Origin of the sequence: Methylobacterium sp. 1973 (assembly GCF_040545035.1) — a bacterium.
In the GTDB taxonomy this organism is placed as follows: Bacteria; Pseudomonadota; Alphaproteobacteria; order Rhizobiales; family Beijerinckiaceae; genus Methylobacterium; species Methylobacterium fujisawaense.
On record NZ_JBEPLA010000003.1, the window covers coordinates 237798 to 256515 of the forward strand.

General features: G+C 70.3%; 15 protein-coding genes. 6 read left to right on the plus strand and 9 right to left on the minus strand.

The window, feature by feature from the left end; translation table 11 throughout:
- Positions 1-82 precede the first annotated feature (82 nt).
- From ABIC70_RS08070 to ABIC70_RS08105, 8 genes are all read right to left on the minus strand, one after another.
- A complete protein-coding gene (locus ABIC70_RS08070) occupies positions 83-907 on the minus strand; it encodes an alpha/beta hydrolase (RefSeq protein WP_053608979.1) in 825 nt (274 codons plus the stop codon).
- Between the two features lie 76 nt (positions 908-983).
- The gene (locus ABIC70_RS08075) at positions 984-2297 is read right to left on the minus strand and encodes a glycoside hydrolase 5 family protein (protein WP_354439402.1); all 1314 of its coding nucleotides are present in this window, start codon (positions 2295-2297) and stop codon (positions 984-986) included.
- The gene (locus ABIC70_RS08080; RefSeq protein WP_354439403.1) at positions 2294-4075 is read right to left on the minus strand and encodes an alpha/beta fold hydrolase; all 1782 of its coding nucleotides are present in this window, start codon (positions 4073-4075) and stop codon (positions 2294-2296) included. The genes ABIC70_RS08075 and ABIC70_RS08080 overlap by 4 nt, the downstream gene beginning before the upstream one ends.
- Positions 4065-6500: a glycosyl hydrolase 2 galactose-binding domain-containing protein gene (locus ABIC70_RS08085; protein ID WP_354439405.1), complete on the minus strand. Its 2436-nt coding sequence runs from the start codon at positions 6498-6500 to the stop codon at positions 4065-4067. Before ABIC70_RS08085 ends, ABIC70_RS08080 begins: the two co-directional genes overlap by 11 nt.
- 8 nt (positions 6501-6508) lie before the next feature.
- A complete protein-coding gene (locus ABIC70_RS08090) occupies positions 6509-7480 on the minus strand; it encodes a DUF1839 family protein (RefSeq protein WP_354439406.1) in 972 nt (323 codons plus the stop codon).
- Positions 7481-7484: 4 nt separating this feature from the next.
- Positions 7485-8441 (minus strand): amino acid--[acyl-carrier-protein] ligase, encoded by a 957-nt coding sequence (locus ABIC70_RS08095; RefSeq protein WP_354439407.1) that lies wholly within the window; start codon positions 8439-8441, stop codon positions 7485-7487.
- Positions 8441-9604 carry an acyl-CoA dehydrogenase family protein gene (locus tag ABIC70_RS08100; protein ID WP_043353391.1) on the minus strand — a complete coding sequence of 388 codons (1164 nt, stop codon included), beginning with the start codon at positions 9602-9604 and terminating at the stop codon, positions 8441-8443. The genes ABIC70_RS08095 and ABIC70_RS08100 overlap by 1 nt, the downstream gene beginning before the upstream one ends.
- Positions 9601-9855 carry an acyl carrier protein gene (locus ABIC70_RS08105; RefSeq protein WP_043353394.1) on the minus strand — a complete coding sequence of 85 codons (255 nt, stop codon included), beginning with the start codon at positions 9853-9855 and terminating at the stop codon, positions 9601-9603. Before ABIC70_RS08105 ends, ABIC70_RS08100 begins: the two co-directional genes overlap by 4 nt.
- Positions 9856-10241: 386 nt before the next feature.
- Here ABIC70_RS08105 and ABIC70_RS08110 point away from each other — a divergent pair, with 386 nt between their 5' ends.
- Complete coding sequence (locus tag ABIC70_RS08110; RefSeq protein ID WP_354439408.1) at positions 10242-11330, plus strand: acyltransferase family protein; 1089 nt, start codon at positions 10242-10244, stop codon at positions 11328-11330.
- Here ABIC70_RS08110 and ABIC70_RS08115 read toward each other — a convergent pair.
- Positions 11306-11662 (minus strand): hypothetical protein, encoded by a 357-nt coding sequence (locus ABIC70_RS08115; RefSeq protein WP_354439409.1) that lies wholly within the window; start codon positions 11660-11662, stop codon positions 11306-11308. The genes ABIC70_RS08110 and ABIC70_RS08115 overlap by 25 nt on opposite strands.
- Here ABIC70_RS08115 and ABIC70_RS08120 point away from each other — a divergent pair.
- The 5 genes from ABIC70_RS08120 to ABIC70_RS08140 are packed head-to-tail and all read left to right on the plus strand — an operon-like array spanning position 11642 to position 18661.
- Positions 11642-12811: a glycosyltransferase gene (locus ABIC70_RS08120; protein ID WP_354439410.1), complete on the plus strand. Its 1170-nt coding sequence runs from the start codon at positions 11642-11644 to the stop codon at positions 12809-12811. The two genes, ABIC70_RS08115 and ABIC70_RS08120, sit on opposite strands and share 21 nt — an antisense overlap.
- 11 nt (positions 12812-12822) lie before the next feature.
- Entirely contained in the window at positions 12823-15018 is a 2196-nt protein-coding gene (locus tag ABIC70_RS08125; RefSeq protein ID WP_354439411.1) for a GumC family protein, read from the plus strand.
- Complete coding sequence (locus ABIC70_RS08130) at positions 15015-16241, plus strand: glycosyltransferase family 4 protein (protein ID WP_354439412.1); 1227 nt, start codon at positions 15015-15017, stop codon at positions 16239-16241. Before ABIC70_RS08125 ends, ABIC70_RS08130 begins: the two co-directional genes overlap by 4 nt.
- Before the next feature lie 46 nt (positions 16242-16287).
- Entirely contained in the window at positions 16288-17424 is a 1137-nt protein-coding gene (locus ABIC70_RS08135) for a glycosyltransferase family 4 protein (RefSeq protein WP_354439413.1), read from the plus strand.
- Complete coding sequence (locus ABIC70_RS08140) at positions 17405-18661, plus strand: glycosyltransferase family 4 protein (protein WP_354439415.1); 1257 nt, start codon at positions 17405-17407, stop codon at positions 18659-18661. The genes ABIC70_RS08135 and ABIC70_RS08140 overlap by 20 nt, the downstream gene beginning before the upstream one ends.
- Positions 18662-18718 lie beyond the last annotated feature (57 nt).

Sequence of the window (18718 nt, forward strand, 5' to 3'; positions counted from 1 at the left end):
GCCGGCGCGTCTCGGACCGGCCCGCGCTCATTGGCCAAGCGAAGCCGATCGGGGCCTCGGCGGCTCCGTCGGCTCGGGCGCATCACGGCCCGGCATGGGCCCCTTTTATGAATCGCGCGACGTCGTCGGCGACCGGGAACCGGAGACTGAACGGAAAGCTGAGGGCATGAACGATCTGGCCATGGCCCAGGCCGGGATAGATCTTCATAGTCTCATCGCCGGCGAAGGCCCGCATGGCTCCGTCGAGCGCCAAGGTCCCGGCCGGGTTGACGTCGAGATCGGCCGCGCCCGCGGCCAGCAGCATCGCAGGATGCCTGTCCGAAGCATGATTGATCGGCTGCAGAGTGGGATCGCTGCCGACGAAGACCTCACGATCCAACGGCTCCATCAGCGCCGCGCTCGCATAGGGGCCCGCCAATCCGACGATGCCGGCGAGCTTCGCCGGGCTTGAGCCGGCCTGCTCCAGCCATGTTGGATCGAGACCCAGCATGGCGGCGGCCCACGCGCCGGAGGAATGGCCTACGACCACGACACGCCTCGAATCGCCGCCATATTCGGCCGCGTGGGCGATGGTCCAGGCGACCGCGGCGGCATTGTCCGCCAGGATGTCTGACAGTCCGACAGCCGGAACGTGGCGGTAGTCCGGGATAACGGCAACGAAGCCCCGCCGCGCGAAGGCGGCGCCGACATACGCGACCTCATCCTTGGACCCGGTCCGCCATCCCCCGCCATAGAGGAAGACAACGACCGGACGCGCTCCCCGCGCGGCCGACCGATAGATGTCGGCGCGGTGCTCGATCCCGTCCGCGTAGGCCACCCCCTTGGTCACATGCACCTCGAAGGGCGCAAGCACATTCAGAACTGCCAGGGTCAGACCGACGATCTTATCGCCCAGATAGCTCAGCATGGGATCGACTTCCGCGAACGTCGGAGGGGGGCGTGTGTCGGTCTGCGGGCCGGTTCCGGGCCTGGCAGGATAGGTTCTATGTCAGCTCGATCACGCCGAGGCGGTCGGTGACCTGGACCGGCACGCGCCTGTCCGCCGGAAGGTTCGCGACGGTGACCGATCCGTCGTCATCGAAGCGATGCAGCCTGACTTGCCGCGGCTGGCGCGACAGACGGATCTCGGCGGGACGCGCCGGCGCATCCGGAAGCGGGATCCGGTTGCGCCGATCCCAGCCGTCGAGACCGAGCCAGATCGGAATGAGCGTCGCCCCGTCCTGTCGTGCAAACCGTGCGAAGACGAGATCGGGCACTGCAGCGGACAATGTGACGTCGCGATCGGCCGCAACGGCGGCGACCGTGCCGGCATTCGCTCCGAACAGTCGGACGAGGCTGCGAACCGCCCGGAAGGCGGGGGTCGGCCGGCCGTCGTGAGCGAGGAGGCCGAAATGGCTTTCGGGGTCGGCGTCGCCGCGATCGAAGCTGGCGATCAGCTCGTAGAGGTAGGTGCGGCGTACCCCCTGCAGATAGCTCCAGAGCAGCATCCGCGGAAGGTACCGGGCCCGGAGACCGGCCGAGATCGGCAGATGGGCGCTGCCGGTGGCAAGCGCCGTGTGGTAACCATTCTCGGTGGCCAACACCGGAGCATCGCCGAAGACCGGACGGGATGCCGCCATGAAGCGGGCGAGGCTGCCGGCGCCATCGGTTTCCGGGGGCTCCGCGCCGGGATAGGCGTGGATGTTCGCGAAATCGATCACGGCCGCAAGATTCTGCGCCGCTGCGACGTTGCCCTGGATGTAGCTCGGCCCGGCGACCCGGACGGTTCCGGCCCGGGCATCCGCCCGCACGGCGCGGAACAGGGCGGCTTGGTGCGCGGCCGACTGCTCCGCCAAACCGGGCCGCGTTCCTACCGGGGGCTCGTTGCCGCCCTCCGCCACGACGAGTCCCGCGCTAGCCCAGCCTGCGATCTCGGCGAAGCGCTCCGGCGCAACCCGCGGCCCCGGCGTGAGCCCGTCATAGAAGATCAGGCTGAAGCGGTAGCCCCGGCCGGTCAGGTCCGCGATCCGTTCGAATTGTCCAGCCGGCTCGTCGCCGGTGAGCACGATATCGTCGCGCAGATGGCGGACGCCGAGATCGTCGAGGGCTTCGATGCAGGCCGAGAAGCGCTCGACATACGGGCTGCCGCGATGGCCGAGATGCACGTTCACGCCGATGGAATCGATCAGCGCCTCGCACCGATGCAGCGGCTCCGCTGTGGTGCCACGCCCTGCCGCGAAGGCAGCCGTCGCGAAGGTGCCTGTCGCGAGGGATCCCGCCGCCAGGGCGAGGGCCGAACGGCGCGTAAGCCGTGTCATGTCCGGCCCGCCAGGGTGAGGACACGGCCGGGCTTTGCGGAAACCGCCGTGCCGGAGTGCCTCGCCTTCGACCTTTGCACCGCCTGCAGAAGGTCGTGCAGAGCCTCGGCGAGCCGGGCCTGGGCCTCACGGGATCCGAAATTGTGGTCCACACCCGGAACGACCGTCACGGGCGCGCCGAGGCGGCGGTCCGCCTTCCCGGGCGAGCGTCCCAGGTGGCGGCGGAGCGCCGCAAGACCGGGATCGCCGGCACTGTAGAGCAGTCGGATCTCTGCACCCCGGCGGCGAAGGGCCGCGATCCGCCGGGCGGGTGATCCGCCGGGCGGGCCGGGGCGTATGGCCCGGCGCATCCGGCGGAACGCGGCATCGATCCCGCGCCGGGCCAGCACCGCGGCGATCGCGCCGATCCGGATCTCGCCGCGGATCAGCCGGCGCCACGTCGCACCCCGCTTGAGCAGGGCCGCGTAGGTGGAGGCGCTCCCGAAGGTTTGCCGGATGACCTGGTCGAGGTCCTCATCCGGATCCCAGTCGAAACAGTAGAGGTTGAGCAGGAGGGCCCCGTCCACCCGGCTGTCCCGGCAGAGGGCGTGCAAGGCCGCGTAGGCGCCGCTGCAGCCGCCGACGAGCAGGATCGGGCCGACCGTGCCGGCGATCTCGTCGACGGCCGAGATCACATCGGCGAATCCGTCCGCCGCGAAGAGCGGCGTGCGGCCGTCAGCTCGATCGGCGCTGTCGCCGATGCCCCGCTGATCGAACCGAAACGAGCCGATTCCGTCGGCAGCGAGACGCCGGGCGAGATCGGTGGTCTGGCGTCCCCATCCGGAATGCACGCTCATGCCGGTGGAGACGAACACGATCGTGGGTGCATTTGCGTCAGCCCGGTCTGGACGGCACCGGATGCCGAACAGGCCCCGGGCGAACCGCACCGGCTCCTCCTCCCAGCCCGACCCGGTCAGATGCGGCGAAGCCAGGGCGCCGACGGCCGTTCCGCTGCGCGTCAGGCCGCTGTCTCCCGCGCCCGCGGTCGCGAAGGCGATGACGCGCGCGAAATCCGCCGCCGGGACATCGGAGAAGATCGGGTCGCCGACGAGTGCGGCAAGACCGGGGAACGGCCCCGTCGCGACCGTGGAGCCGAGGGTTTCGAGGCGGGCGGCCAGGGTCCTGGTCTCGGGTGCCAGGAGCAGCGCGCGCCGCGCCGGCGCCCGTTCGAGACGTTCGAGGTTGAGGGCGGCGAGCTCACTGAGGACAACCGATTCCATCCGGAAGCCACCGACGGTGAGGCTGTCCGCCTCCTGTGGTGGGACCGACCCGTCCGGCAGGCGCCCGATGGTCTGCGCCCGCAGCCGCATCTCGCGCAGATAGGCGCGCCCGGTCGTGACCGGTGCCAGCAGCACGAGGCCTTCCACGGCCTCGTCCTGGGCCGCCAGGGCCGCGAAGGTGGCGCCCAGGCGCAGACCGATGAGGACGATCTCCGTCACGCCCGCCGTCGTGCGCAGGAACTGGACGGCTCGCCGGATCGCCGCGACGCAGGCCAGGACCCGTGCGGCTTCGGGATCGGCCGAGTCGCCCTCCCCCGGGTAGTCGAAGCGCAAGGTCGGGCAGCCCGCCGCGGCGAGGCCTTCGGCCAGCGAACGCCAGGGTCTGTGCGCGGCCATCTGCTCGAAACCGCAGGTCCCGCAGAGGACGACGCCGCGCCGTCCGGCGGCCGGATGAAGCCACCCGAACAGGCCTTCGAACGTCACCGGCACCGCGGCGTCGGACTCGACCTCAGGCGTCATGACCGAATTCCACGATCTCGCTGCTGTTGATCGCCCGCACGCTCCCGCGCGGCAGCCGGTCGGCGTCCGCGAAGGCGACGATCCGGCTCGATCCCGGCGCGAGATGGAATCCGCTCTCGACCGGCCACACTCCGGAGGCTTGTACTTGGACGCTGCAGGCGAAGCGCGCGGTGCTGATCCGCAGACCCGGACCCTCCCCGGTCGCGACCGGTTCGGCCCGCAGGCCGACAGCCTCACGGAGGACTGGTCGCAGGCCAGGGAAGTGGAAGCTCTCGGCGATCACGCGGCCGTCGGCATCGCTCAGCCGGGCATGCGCGAGATCGTGGATCCGTGGCCCAAACCGGTAGCTGTCCGTGGTGTCGAAGAATCGGCCGAGAACGGCGGCGGAAGAAAGCGTGAGGGCCGCCCGCGGGCCGGCCGTAAGGACCCGCTCGGCCCGCGCTGCGACCCGCCCCCCGACATCGCACAGGGTCAGCGTCAGCGTCAGGTCCTGGGCCGCTGCCGTCTCGTTGAGGACGTGAACGTGAAGGCCGTCGAGGCCCTCGTCGGTGAGAAGGACCTGGACCGGACGGAAGGCGCGCTTCAGCGCATACCAGGCCGATTTCGGCCTCTGCGTCCAGTCGATGACGCCCCAGCCGGCGCCGGGTCCGAGGTCGCGCAGCATCAGGACGAGGCCGCCGGCCGTCGGCGAGCGCGGACGGCGCCACTCCGCGAAGGTCGCCTCCATCACCTCGGCCACCGCAGCACGGCCGAGTTCGAGGTAGCGGTCCGGATCTTCGGCGCGCAGCGCCGCAGGGTCGACGCCGTAGAGCAGGGCGACATAGTGGTCGCGCACCGTCTCGAAGTCCCAGTCGGCCCCCCGGTCCCGGGGGATGCCGGCCGGCCAGAGCGGATCGGCCGGTCCGGTCGGTCCCGGCGTGCCGGGTTCGGGCGGATTGGCGAAGGCGAGGCATTCGCTGGCGAAGCCAGGTTCTGCCCGGCGGGCATCCTCCAAGGGCCGTCGATAGGCGCCGACGCCAAAATAGTGGGTGCAGCCCCCGCGCGGCGAGAAGGGCAAGTCGCCGCCGGAGGGCGAGTTCGGCACGACGATGAGATCGGGTCGCAGATCCGCCGCGCGCGCCGGCAAAGTCGTCGCGCAGAAGGTGTCGGCCCAGACGGCCCGGGGCGCGCCGAGCATCGCCGCCTGCTGCCAGACTTCGCTGCCCCCGCACAGCACGCAGAGCGACGGCGCGGTCTGCGTCCGCTCGAGAAACCCCGTCAGCTCGCAGTCGAGTTGGGACGCGAAAGCCGGGTCCGCGTGCGGATAGTCGAAATTGGCGAGCATCAGGTCCTGCCAGACCAGAATGCCGAATTCGTCGCACAGATCGTAGAAGTCGGAATCCGGATAGAGCGTCGTGCCCGGGACGCGCAGCATGTTCATGCCGGCCTCACGGGCGCGCATGAGCAGCGTTCGGGTCCCGTCGGAGCCCAGCCCGACGAGATCCGGCGGCGTCCAGACGGCGCCCCGGCAGAAGACCGGCACGCCGTTCACCGCCAGCGACAGGCCGTCCTCGAACGGACGGGTGAGCGTCAGGCTTCGGAAGCCGACGCGGCCGAGGTCGAAGCGTGCGCCGTCGACGCGCACCTCGACCGGGTAGAGGTTCGGCACGCCGTGGGTGTGCGGCCACCAGGGCGCGATGCCGGGAAGCGCCAGCGCGCCTGCGAACAGGCCCGGCTCGACCTCGGTCAGAGAAGCCTCACCCCCGCCGCACGCGAGGATGACCGAGTCGGTCCGCCCGTCGATTCGCAGGCGCACGGCCAGGTGGCCGATGTCGCCTTCGAGGGTCGAACGCACATCCGCGGCCGCCATACGGGGTCGGACCGGCCCGACAGTCAGCGGTCGAAAGGGGCCGACGTGGTCGATCTCCGGGCACCAGCCCGGCATGAAGCCGAGGACGCTGGTTCGCAGATGGCGCAGCGATCCGGGCGTGATCATCCGAGGCCGCCAGCGCCCGCGCTTGGCCGGTCGGTCGAGTTCCTCCCGGAGCGCACGGAAGCAGAGCGCCAGCTCGGAGACGCCGCCGAGCTCGACATCGACGGTGTGCGCCTCGAACATGGAGCGGGTGCAGAGGATCGGCGCGCCGTCGAGCCAGACCTCGGCCAGGGTGGCGAGCCCTTCGAATCGAAGACGGGCCGGGCCCGCCCCGGCGATGCGCGACCGGTACCAGACATCGCGATCGTGGATCGGCTCCGGCGCGGCCTCGCTCCAGCGCCCGGCGGCCCGCAGGGCGGCGGCGGCGGTGCCCGGAACGGTGGCGGGGATCCAGCCGGTCACGGCGTCGAGGTCACCGGGGCCCGCACAGGCGCCCGGCGGCGTGACGGCGAGCATCCAGGGCCCGAACTGGACCTCCGGCGCACGCTCGTCGACGCAGCGGATGCGGGCCATCGCGACTCTCAGCGGTCCAGCGCGCGGTCGAGGTCGGTGAAGACGCGGTCGTAGGTCGCCGCGAGGCGGTCGAGACGCAGTGCCAGTCCTTCGGCCGAGCGACGGTGGAAGGCGCGGGCAAGCTGGAACTGGAAGGCCTTCGCCTCGCGGCTCACATCCGCGGCGGCCGCGGCCGCTGGCGCGAACCCACCGGCATCCCGCGCCTCGAGCCACGAGAGATGACTGGCGAGCATCTCGAAATTGGCGCCGAGCTGGCGCGTCGTATTGAAGGCGTAGGCGTGGAACACGCTGAGCGGCCGGCACACCAGATCCCCGGCCGTCGCCGCCAATGCGTCGCGGAACGCCAGGACAGGATTGCGGCGGGGCGCCCGGGCGCGATGCCGGACGAGCAGCGCGCGGGCGGCCCCCGGCAGGTCCGCGGAACTCAGGGGCGAGGCGACCGACTTCACGAACTCGGCGTAGGGCGGCAGCAGCGCCGGCGCGAAGATCCCGGCATAATCCGCCCCCGATAGCCGGAAGCGCCCGGCATTGTGGAGGTAATCGAGTTCCTGGGTCACCGGGTCGAGGGCCAGGATGCCGATCGTGGTCTTGGCGTGGTCCCGGCCGTAGGTCGTCCCCTGGGTATCGGGCAGATAGATCGCGTCGACTTCGACCAGTACCGGGCGACCGGCCTCCGCCTGACGCACGGCATGGGCCTCGAGGCCCCCGTAGACCGCGAGTTCCAGCACCTCCAGCCCGTAAAGCCGCTCGATGTCGCCGGGCGGCGGCTTGAAGAAGGTGAACTGGTCGCCCTCGAAATCCTGCCGCAGGGTGAAGCCCAGCATCGCCTCGGGCACGAGGCCGCGTCCGTGCAGGAGCTCGATCCAGAGGTCGACGTAGCAGTTCGTCTCCGGCCAATCGCGGCCGGACCCGTGGAGCGGGTGCGGGACGTAGGGTCCCGCGGCTCCGAGACCCTCCGGCCGGCGCAGAGCGGCGGTCACCGCCTCAACCCCACAGCTCGGCGCGGACGGCCTCAGGCCAGGCGGCGAGATCGAGCCCGTGGTGGCGCAGCAGCGCCAGGGTGATCCGCTCCAGGCCGAAGCCGACGCAGGCCGTATGGGCGACCGCGCCATCCGCCTGATGCAGGTCCCAGGTGCTGCCGAAATGGTCCTGGTGATAGTTGAAGCTGAGACAGGCGGTCGGATTCTCGACGCTGTTGACCGGGACGTTCAGTTCGAACTTGAGGCCCTGCGCCCGCTGGTTGTTGGCGAGCATCCGGCCGGCGCGTCCGAAAAACGGGTCGTTGGCCGCGTCGATGGCGAGCGGAAGACCGAGGTCGCGCATCATCGCCGTGCCGCGTTCAAGCCACGACGCGCGGAAGGCCAGAACCTGCTCGGGACTGCCCATGCGCACGTATTCGCGCATGCGGAAGAGCTGCATCCGGGTCGGCTCCAGCGAGGGCTCGCGCCGGAAGCAATAGGATTGCAGGTCGAAGAGGCGGCCCGCGGCGGGCAGCGCCCCCCGGGCGGCAGCCACCGGATAGACCGGGTAGCAGGCCGCGGGCGTCAGGACGACGTCGGTGGCCTCCTGCTGGCCGGTCCAGTCGGTCCCGGCCTCCAGACAGGCGAGGATCTCGGCATGGCCGCGGGCGTCGCCGCAGAAGCTGTGGACGGTGCCGGCGAGGTTCGGGAACCCCTTGAGGTACCCGCTGCGCTCGAAGGCCGACCGGCTCATCGCGGGCGGGAAACGCAGCACCTCGGCCCCCTCGGCGGCGCCGAGACGCGTGATGATCCGGTCGAGGGCGTCGACGACGCTCTCGAAGCCGCCGCTGCGGCCGTAGAGGCCGTCGACGCCGGTCCGGACCAGCAGCCCGTGGTCGAACAGGCGGTCGAGGAACGTCGGACCGCCGGCCGGCTCGTCCTCGGGGAGGACGTCGCCGGCGGGAGAGGAAATCGATTCCATCACGCACTCATGAGCTGGCCGCTGCCCTTCTGCACGAGCAGGAGCTTGGCGGTGTTGGCGAGGATGCGATCGTTGCCGATCATCAGCGGTGCGGAGAGGACGTCGCGCAGCGGCCGTCCCAGGCTGAAGGGCGTGTCGTTCCTGTATCCGGCGAGACCGACGATCGCGAGCGCACCCCGCACGATCTCGACCGCCATGTCGGAGACGGTGACCTTGAGGTTGTTCAGCATCACGCAGAAGCCGACGGAGCCGATCGTGTCGGCGTCCCCGTGCGCATCCTCGAAGCGGCGCAGGGCCGACACGATGGTGCCGCGCATAGCCTGGTGGGCGTTGGAGACCTCGGCCAGCCGGAGGGCCGTGGGCGGGACCTGCCCGGGCCGCCGTCGGGCCTCGGCCTGCACGAAGGCGCGGGCGCGGTCCACCGCGTAGGTCGCGATCCCGTACCACACGCTGCTCCACAGGAGGTGCGACGAGGCCAGCATCGACTGGGCGGCGATCTCCGCGAACGGCTTCGGCAGGATCTGCTCGACCGGGACGTTCCGGGCCTCCAGGCGGAAGCCGTCGCTGCACGTCCCGCGCATCCCGAGGGTGTCCCAATCCCCCGTGCGCACCAGGGAGATCTGATCGGCCATCAGCGCGACGAGGACCTGATCGGACGTCGCCGCGTCCGGATGGCGCCGGGCCGTGGCGAGGATCAGGTCGGCCCGGGCGCCGTAGGAGATCACCGACGCGTCCTTGCCGAGGGCGAAGACCTCACCGGTGGTCTCCACGGCGCAGAGGCTGTTGCGCAGGTCGCCGCCGATGCCGGCTTCGGTGGTCGAGGAGGCGACCAGCAATTGCTCGCGGGCGATCCGCTCCATCAGGCGGCCGTGCCACGGGCTGTCGAGCCCGTGGGTCACAAGGCTCGACACCTTGATGTGGTGCATAGCGAACACCATCGCGGCCGCGCTGCAAGCCTGCCCGAGCGTGCTGCACAGCTCGGCGATCTGGACGAGCCCAGCCCCCTCGCCGCCGAACTGCCCCGGGATCTGAAGACCGAGGAGGCGCTCGGCCTTCAGCGCCGCCACCGCCTCTTCGGGGAAGCGGCCTTCGCGATCGACGGCGTCGGCGTGACGCGCCGCCACCGCCGCCACCCGCTCGGCGCGCGCGGCAAACGTGCTCATGCGGCTTCCTGCTGGATCAGCGTGGAGACGGCCTCGCGAATCGCGCGGATGGACGAGAACGACTTGCGGTTCAGGAGTTCATCGGGGAACTCGATGTTGAAGCGCTCCTCCAGCGCCAACATCAGCTGCACCGAGCCGAACGAATCCAGCCCGCGATCGAACAGGCTGTCATCCTCGGAGAGCTGGTCGGCCTTGCCGGCGAAGGCTTCGTTCGATCCTAGGATCTCACGGATATCCTGAGCGATGTTCAAGGCAGAACTCCCTATTCCCGTCATAACGACGCTATTGAACGGATCGGCCCGCCGTCAAATTATCTATTGATTAATAGTAAATAGCCGTGCGCGTGTTGCGATACGGGGATGCGCGCGGCGTATCCAGGCAGCTCACGCGGCCCGAGCGCTATATTGGCCGCCGCTACCTTTACGATCACTTTCCGGCTCTTTAATTCGCGATCGACTCTCCCGCCAATTCGCGGATTCAGCAACTTACGCGCTTAAATGCGCGGCGTGACGTCAGTTCGGGATGAGGAGCCATTTAGGACGATTCGGGACTCGTCGTGACGTGGCGGGGCCATCGTGGCCATAAGGTTGCGGCTTCGCCTGTCCCGGGCGGAGCCCCAGGCATCAGCCGGCGCGCGATGATCGACAATCTTCAAATTCTGCGTGCCGTCGCGTCGTACCTCGTCTTCCTCACGCATTACGGCCTGTATATCGGACCGGTTTTGCCGCGACCGGATCTCCTGGCCTTCGGCGCCTTCGGCGTGGACGTCTTCTTCGTCCTGTCCGGGTTCATCATGTTCGTGAGCACCAGCGGCCGCCGTGAGAGCCCCGGTGGGTTCCTGCTCCGCCGGGCGTCGCGCGTCGTCCCGGTCTACTGGCTCGTCACGATCGGCCTGGCGCTCATCGCGCTGACCGGCCTGAAGCCCATCGGGATCATGGAGGTCCGGCCGGACTACCTCATCCAGTCGTTGCTGTTCCTGCCGTTTTCCCGCGGAGGCTTCATCGAGCCTCTGAATTCCGTCGGCTGGACGCTCAACTACGAAATGTTTTTTTACGTGGTCTTCGCGGGCCTGCTGCTGGTGCCGAAGGCCGCCGTCCGGGCGCTGGGCGCGGCCGCAATCTTCCTCGCGTTGATCCTGCTCGGACTTCTGCCCGCCCCGGGCCTGTACTGGGCCTACTACACGAAGCCGATCATCATCGAGTTCGCCGCCGGCATCGGCCTGGGCTACGCCTATCTGCGCCTCGGCATCCCGCCCGCGGGCTTCCCGGTCAGACGCTTGGCCTGTGCCGCCCTGTCCGCGGCGGCGCTGCTCATCCTCGGCGGCCAGATCGCCACCACGCTGCTCGACGCCTGCCCCGAATTGTCTGGATTCGCCCGGCCGCTGGTCTGGGGCTCCGCGGCCGTCCTCGTCGTCGGTGCGATGCTGCTTCTGGAGCAGGGCGGCGTCGCGCTGAAATCGCGCTGGCTGCTCTCGCAAGGCAACGCCAGCTACTCGTTCTACCTGGTCCACAACCTGCTGCTTCACAGCGCCGCCAAGCTCGCAGCGCTCCTCGTCGCCCCCGGATACGCGCGTGCCGCTCTCATCTTCGCCATCGCGTTTCCGGCCTCTGTGGCCGCGGGTGAGGTGCTGTTCCGATATGTCGAGACCCCTCTGATCGCCGGCCTGCGACACCGGCTCCATCGACGGACGCGTCCTGCCTCTCAGCCGACGCCGATCGCCTCGTAGCCTGCGCCACGCAGGATCTCCGCGGCGCAGGCCGCAACCGGCTTGCGCTGCCAGTGCATAGACCGAAGCCACGCGCTGACCGTGCAGAGAATGCCGATCATTAACGTTACTAATTCATAAAAATTAAGTTTACACTCGGTATTACACATCTGAACAGGGCCTATTTCCAACTGTTGTCGAGGCGGTGACCCCTTTTTTAGGGCCGATGTCTCCATTACTCTTTCCAGCGCGCCTTTGCTCGCTGTCACAGGCGGGGGCGGCAGGACAGTATTGATTGGTCCCGCGTCTGGCGTGCCGACGAGGAAGCTGTGATGCGTGTCGCGATTGTTCACGACTGGTTGTATATCGTCGGTGGCGCCGAGCGTGTCCTCGAGCAGCTGCTGCGGATCTATCCCGACGCGGATGTCTTCGCGCTCTTCGATTTCCTGTCCGAAGAGGATCGGGAGCGGCTGGGCTACACGCAGGCGCGGACAAGTTTCATCCAGCGCATGCCCTTCGCGCGGACGCGGCACCGCAACTACCTGCCCCTGATGCCGCTCGCGATCGAACAGTTCGACCTCTCGGCCTACGATCTCGTCATCTCCAGCAGCTACGCGGTGGCCAAGGGCGTCCTGACCGGACCCGACCAGCTGCACGTCTCCTACATTCACTCGCCCATGCGCTACGCCTGGGACATGCAGCATACCTACCTGAGGGAGAGCGGCTGCGACGCCGGGATGAAGAGCCTGCTCGCCCGGCTCATCCTGCACCGGATGCGGGTCTGGGACTTCCGCACCGCGGCCGGACCCAACGCGATCGTGGCCAATTCCGCCTTCGTCGCCCGGCGCATCCACAAGGTCTACGGCCGCACCGCCGAGGTCATCCACCCGCCCATCAATCTGCCGAGCCAGCGCTACGACGGGCCGCGCGGCAACCACTTCCTCGTGGCCAGCCGGCTCGTCCCCTACAAGAACGTCGAGGCCGTGATCCGCGCCTTCGCCCTGCTTCCCGATCTCGAACTCGTGGTGGCGGGCACCGGGCCGGATGCGGCACGGCTGCGGGAGATCGCCGGGCCCAACGTGTCGTTCTCCGGCTTCGTCTCCGACGGTGAATTGCGGCGCCTCATGGCCACGGCCCGGGCCTTCATCTTCGCAGCCGAGGAGGATTTTGGGATCATCGTGGTCGAGGCCACTTCGGAGGGCACGCCGGTCCTCGCGCTGGGCCGCGGCGGCGCCCGCGAGACGGTTCAGGTCCGCGGCCCGCAGCGCACCGGGATGTTCTTCGACACGCCGGAGCCGCAGGCCATCGCCGATTGCGTGGGCCAGTTCCTGCAGCAGGAAAGCCTGTTCACCCGGGAGGCCTGCTGGGCGCAGGCCGAGATGTTCTCGGCCGAGCTGTTCCGAAGCCGCTTCGCGAGCTTCGTCGGTCAGCAGATGGCTCTCCATCAAGCCGCCTGCGAGACGCGCCCGCGGATCCTGCCGCGGCTCGAAGCCGTCGGCTGAGGACGCGCCGCATGTCCTTCCTGACTGTCGATCTGGCCGACCGGGCGCCGGTCCGCGCCCTCCCCCAGGAGCCGGTGCGCGGCGGCCCGCTGGCCGCCGCCCTCTCCCGGATCTGGCATCGCCGCTACCTGTTCGCAGCGGTGTTCGTCGGGATCCTCGGCCTCGCCGTAACCGCCCTGCTGATGATCCAGCCGCAATACGTGGCGAGCGGCTCGGTGATCGTCGCCGAAGCGGAGCCCGGGGCGAACAACGCCTCCATGGCCTGGATCCAAAAGATCGGCGATCCGGCCGATATCGAGAGCCAGATCCTGGTGATCCGCTCGCCCCGGCTGCTGCGTCTCGCGATCGACGACGGCCTGATCGCGGCCGTCATGGCCGAGTGCCGCTCTGCGGCGACCCGCGGGCATCCCGACGAGATCAGCGCCAAGAAGGAAGCGGCCTGTACGAAGCTCACGACGGATCGCAACGCCCTCGTGGAGTATCTTCAGAAACGCTACACGGTCCTGAGTTCGGGCCGCTCGCGCATTATCACCATCGGTTACAAGTCGCCGCTGCCCGAGACGGCGCAGACGATGGCCAACGGCCTGATCAACGCCTTCCTGGAGGATCAGCGCGAGACGCAGGCCTCGAGCCGGAAGGCGGCCGCCGACTGGCTGCATGCCGAGATCAGCCAGCTCGATGCATCGATTCGCGCGGACGAGACCCGGATCCAGACCTTCCGCCGTCGCAAGGGCCTGCTGAAGGGCTCGACGGCCCCGATCAGCGCCGAGCGACTGACCAGCATCAGCCAGCAGCTTGCCGCTGCGGAGACGGCCAAGGCGGATGCCGCCGCGCGTCTCAGCGAGATCGAGAACAAGGGCGCTCGCGGCGCCGACAGTGCCCCGGCGGTGCTGGCCAGTCAGACCGTCGTATCCCTGAAGCAGCAACTCAGCGGCGTCAGCGCGCAGCTCGCCAACCAGAGCACGCTGCTCGGGGCGAGCCACCCGGTCATCCGGGCGCTCGAAACCGAGCAGGCGAGCCTGCGCACGCGGATCGAGCAGGAGGTCGGCAACGTGGCGAAGGGCTTGCGCAAGTCCTACGAGGCGTCGAACGCCCTCGCCAAGTCGCTGCGCGCCCAGCTGGAAACCGCCAAGACCGACGCCGCCGCCGCCATGGACGACGAGGCCTCGATCGAAGGCATGGTCCGCAACGCGGAGATCAAGCGCACCCGCTACGCCGATCTGGTGAAGCGGGCGGGCGAGCTGGAGACCGAGCGGCGCATCCTCACCGGCAGCACGCGGCTGGTCAGCCTCGCCGAGCTGCCGCAGGAGCCGTTCTCGCCGAAGGCCGTGCCGTTCCTGGCGGGCGGCTTCGTGCTCGCGGGCGTCCTCGCCGCCGCTGCCGCGCTGCTGCGCGACTACACCGACCGACGGGTGCGCAGCTCCGCGCAGCTCATGGCCGGCACCGGCGCCCCGGTCTTCGCGCAGCTGCCCAGCCTGGAGCCAGCCGGGCTGGTCGGACGCTTCTCCGAGCGTCAGCGGGCGCTCGACCTCCCGGAGGCCCTGGCGCGGGCGCGGGTCGATCCGGTGATGCAGAACGTCCTGCGCAACCTGCACGCCCATCTCGTCCTGGCAGGCTCCGGCAAGTCCCGCGTCATTCTGGTGACCTCGGCGAAGCCGCGCGAGGGCAAGTCGTTCACGGCCTTCGCGCTGGCCGGGATCGGCGCCGCCGGCGGGCGACGGGTCCTCGTCGTCGAGTGCGACCTGCGGCGCCCGAATTTCGAGGCGTCGCTCGGGCTCGGCCGCGGGCCGGGCCTCGGCGGCGTGCTCCGCGGCGAGATCGACCCGGCCGAGGCCGTGGTCCCGGCCGGGCGCTTCGACGTCATCCCGGCGGGGACGCCGACGGCCGACTCAACCGAGCTTCTGATGAGCGACCGGATGGCGGGCTTTCTCGACTGGAGCCGCCGCTACGACCTCGTCCTTCTCGATACGCCGCCCACCAGCCTCCTGATGGACGCGCCGACGCTCGCCCGCCACGTCGACGGCGTGCTCTGCTGCGCCCGCTACGGCCGCTCGCAGCTCTCCGACAGCGTCGAGACCGTGGCGAACCTGCGCCGCGCCGGCGGACACGTGCTCGGAATCGCGATGACGATGGTCCGGCCGGGCACCCAACCGACCTACGATGTGATGCCGCTGCCCGATCCACGCACGGCCGCGGGCGCCCGATGACAGACGTCCTTCCCGCCGCGACGCTTCCGGAGCGTGGCTCCGTCGACCGGGTTTTGGCCGCCCGGTCCGGGATCGCCGCGCGTCCCAGCGTTCTGTTCGTCAGCCACACCGGCACGATGTCGGGAGCGGAACTGGTGCTCCGCGACGCCGTCCAGCCATGGGCGGGTTCGACCGCCTTCCTGTTCGAGGACGGCGCCCTCACCGACGCCCTGCGCGGGCAGGGTCTGGAGATCCGTCTTGCACGGCGTCGGACCTCCCTGGCGGCTCTCCGGCGGGATGCCTCGCCCCTGAGCGCCCTGCCGGTGCTAGGCCGGCTCGGCGCCCTGGCCCTGGAGATCGCGCGGGCGGCGCGCGCCTGCGACGTCGTCTACGCGAATTCGCAGAAGGCTTTCCTGCTGTCCGCCTTCGCCGCGCGCTGCGTCGGACGCCCCCTGGTCTGGCACCTGCACGACATCCTCGACAGCGCGCATTTCGGGCGGGCCCAGCGCATCGCCCAGGTGTGCCTCGCCAATCTCTGCGCGACCCGGGTGATCGTGCCGTCCGAAGCCGCAGCGCGGGCCTTCGTTCAGGGCGGGGGACGCCGATCCCTGATCCGTATCGTGCCGAACGGCCTCGACCTCGACCGCGATCCCCGGCCCGCCGCGGCGCTGCGCGCGGAACTCGGCCTGCCGGCGGGTCCGCTCGTGGGCGTGTTCAGCCGCATCGCGCCCTGGAAGGGACAGGACGTGCTGATCGAGGCGCTCGCGCGCCTGCCCGGCCTCCACTGCATCGTGGTGGGGGCGCCGCTCTTCGGCGAGGATGCCTACGCGGCGCATCTGAGGGACCTTGTGGCCAAGTACCGGCTGTCGGACCGGATCACGTTCCTCGGCCAGCGCGACGACGTCCCCCGACTGATGCAGGCGGTCGATGTGGTCGTGCACCCCTCGGTCGATCCGGAACCGTTCGGCCGCACCCTCGTCGAGGCGATGCGCGTCGGCGTGCCGGTGGTCGCCACGGATGCGGGTGCCTCTGCGGAGATTCTCGACGGCGGCGCGGCCGGAACGCTGGTGCCGCCACGGCGACCGGACCGTTTGGCGGCCGCCCTGTCGGAGCTGCTCGACAATCCCGACGCCTTCGCGCCGCGAACCGATCTCGCCCGGGAACGGGCGCTGTCCCGCTACGGAGCGGACCGGATGCAGCGCGCGCTCGCCGACATCATCCTCCAGGTTGCCGGCCGCGCCTGACGGGCCGGCAATCCCTCCCCTCTCGCCCGGAGCCGTCAGAACCGCAATGCCGCGCGTCCTCGTCAACATGCCGAGCCAGCATGCCGGTCGGCCGTCGGGCGTCGCCCTCGTCGCCTTCCGGGTGATCGCCGGCCTGATCGCGCGCGGCACCTTCACGGTGGTGCTCCGCTCTCCCTGGCGCCGCGACCAGCTGCCGGCGGCGATCCGCGACCGCGTCGAGGTCGTGACGGTGCCGCGGCCGCGGATCATGCTGTTCGACGTCCTGCGCCAGAGCCTCGCGGTCCCGCGGCTGTGCCGGGCCCTGGACATCGACGTGGTGCTGAATGCCGACCCCTACGGTGCGGCCTTCGGCGGTCGCGCGCGGGTGAGCGTCGTGCACGATCTCTATTTCCGCACGCTGCCCGAGCGCATCCGCTCCCGCGAGGCCCTGACCACCGATCCGATCTTCCGGCTGGTGCTGGGCAACAGCGCACGGGTGATCACCGTGTCCGAGGCGACCCGGCGCGATCTGGAGCACCATTATCCCCGGCTTCGCGGACGGGCTCAGACCGTGCCCTCCGCGGCGATGCTGGATCCCACGCGCGACGGGCCCCGGGCCGGACTCCCGGCCGGGTCCTTCGTGCTGGCGGTCGGCAACGCCCTGTACAACAAGAACTTCGCGACCCTCGCCCGCGCCGTGGTCGGGCTCGGCCGGCCGGGGATCGGGATCGTGCACGTGGGCGAGGATCCCGACGAGGCGATCGCCGCCGCGCTCGGCGGCGCCCCGGTGCCGCTGACGCGCCTGTCGCGGATCGACGACGACCAGCTGGCAGGCCTCTACCGCGCGGCCTTGTGCCTGTGTGTCCCGTCCTTCGCCGAGGGGTTCTGCCTGCCCGTGCTGGAGGCGCAGGCCCTCGACTGCCCGGTTCTCTGCTCGGACCGCTCCGCGACGCCCGAGATCGCCGGAGCCGGTGCCCTGACCTTCGATCCCGCCGACGCTGCGGCGCTGACCACGGGCCTGCGCCGCCTGCTCGACGAGCCGGGGCTCCGGGCCACGCTGATCGCGCGCGGCCGCGACAATGTCCGTCGCTACGACTGGGCCGAAACCGCCCGCCGCTACGAGGGCCTGCTGCTCGACGCGCTCCGGGACGGCGCTCCGGCGCGCCCCGCTCGGGAGGTGCCGCATGCGCATCCTGCACCTTAGCTCGCTCTATCCGCCCGAGCAGGTCGGGGGCGCCGAACTGATGGTCGAGACACTCGCCCGCAACCAAGCGGGCCTCGGCCATGACGTTGCCGTCGTCTGCGCGGCACGGGCGCAGGGCGAGCCGGTCCTTCAGGACGGCGTCACCGTCTATCGGACCGGCCACGGAACGCCCTTCCACATCCTCGACTGGCCTGAACGCGGGCGGCTCGACCGCCTCCGCTACAAGCTCGCCGCGCAGTGGAACCGACCCACGCTCGACCGGATGGCGGCGGCGGTCCGGAATTTCGAACCCGATCTCGTGAATACGCACTCGATCTCCGAGCTGCCGCCGGCGCTCTGGCCGATGCTCCGGCAGCTCGGACTGCCGATCGTGCACACGCTCCACGACTTCACCAGTCTCTGCACCAACGGCGCGATGGTGCGGGACGGCCGGCCTTGTGACGGTCAGCATCTCAAATGCCGCCTCTACGGTGGGATCCACCGGCGCTGTCAGCGCGCCGTGACGGCTCTGGCCGCCGTGGGCTCAGACATCCTCGAGCGTCATCTCGATGCCGGCTTCTTCACCGACGTGCCGCCGGCGCTGCGCCGGGTGATCTGGAATCCGATCCCGCCCGGCCTGCCGCCGGCACGGCGTCCGCGGGTTCCGGGGGCGCCGGTTCGGTTCGGCTATCTGGGTCGGATCGAGGCCGCCAAAGGCTTCGACACGCTCCTCGAAGCCTGCCGGAGCCTGCCGCGGGCAGGCTGGAACCTCTCCGTTGCCGGCCGCGCCGTGGACGGGCTCGACCGCTACCGCGCCCGGGCCGAGGGCCTGCCCGCGACCTTCCTGGGCTACGCGGAGCGCGACGCCTTCCTGGATGGCATCGACTGCCTCGTCGTCCCCCCGATCTGGCCCGAACCCTTCGGCCGGACGGTGGCGGAAGCCTACGGGCGCGGCGTCCCGGTGATCGGAACCGCAAGCGGCGGCATCGGCGAGCAGGTCGGACCGGGGCCGTGGCTGGTGCCACCGGGCGATGCCCCGGCACTCGCCGCCGCGATGGCCCGGATCGTCGCGGAGCCCGCCCGCCTCGCAGAGGGGCTCGCCCGCGCCGCCCGCATCCGCGCCGGCACCGACCCGGTCGTCGTCGCGGCCGCCTATCTCGCCCTCTACGCCGCGACCCGCGACGCGGCCCGCCCCGAACTGCCTCTCGAGCTTTCCGCGCGCGCGGAGCGCCCGCACCTCAGCGAGTGCCGTCCATGATCACCCCGACCCTGTCCTCGACCTATGCCCGGATCCTCACCGAAGAGCCGCGCCCCC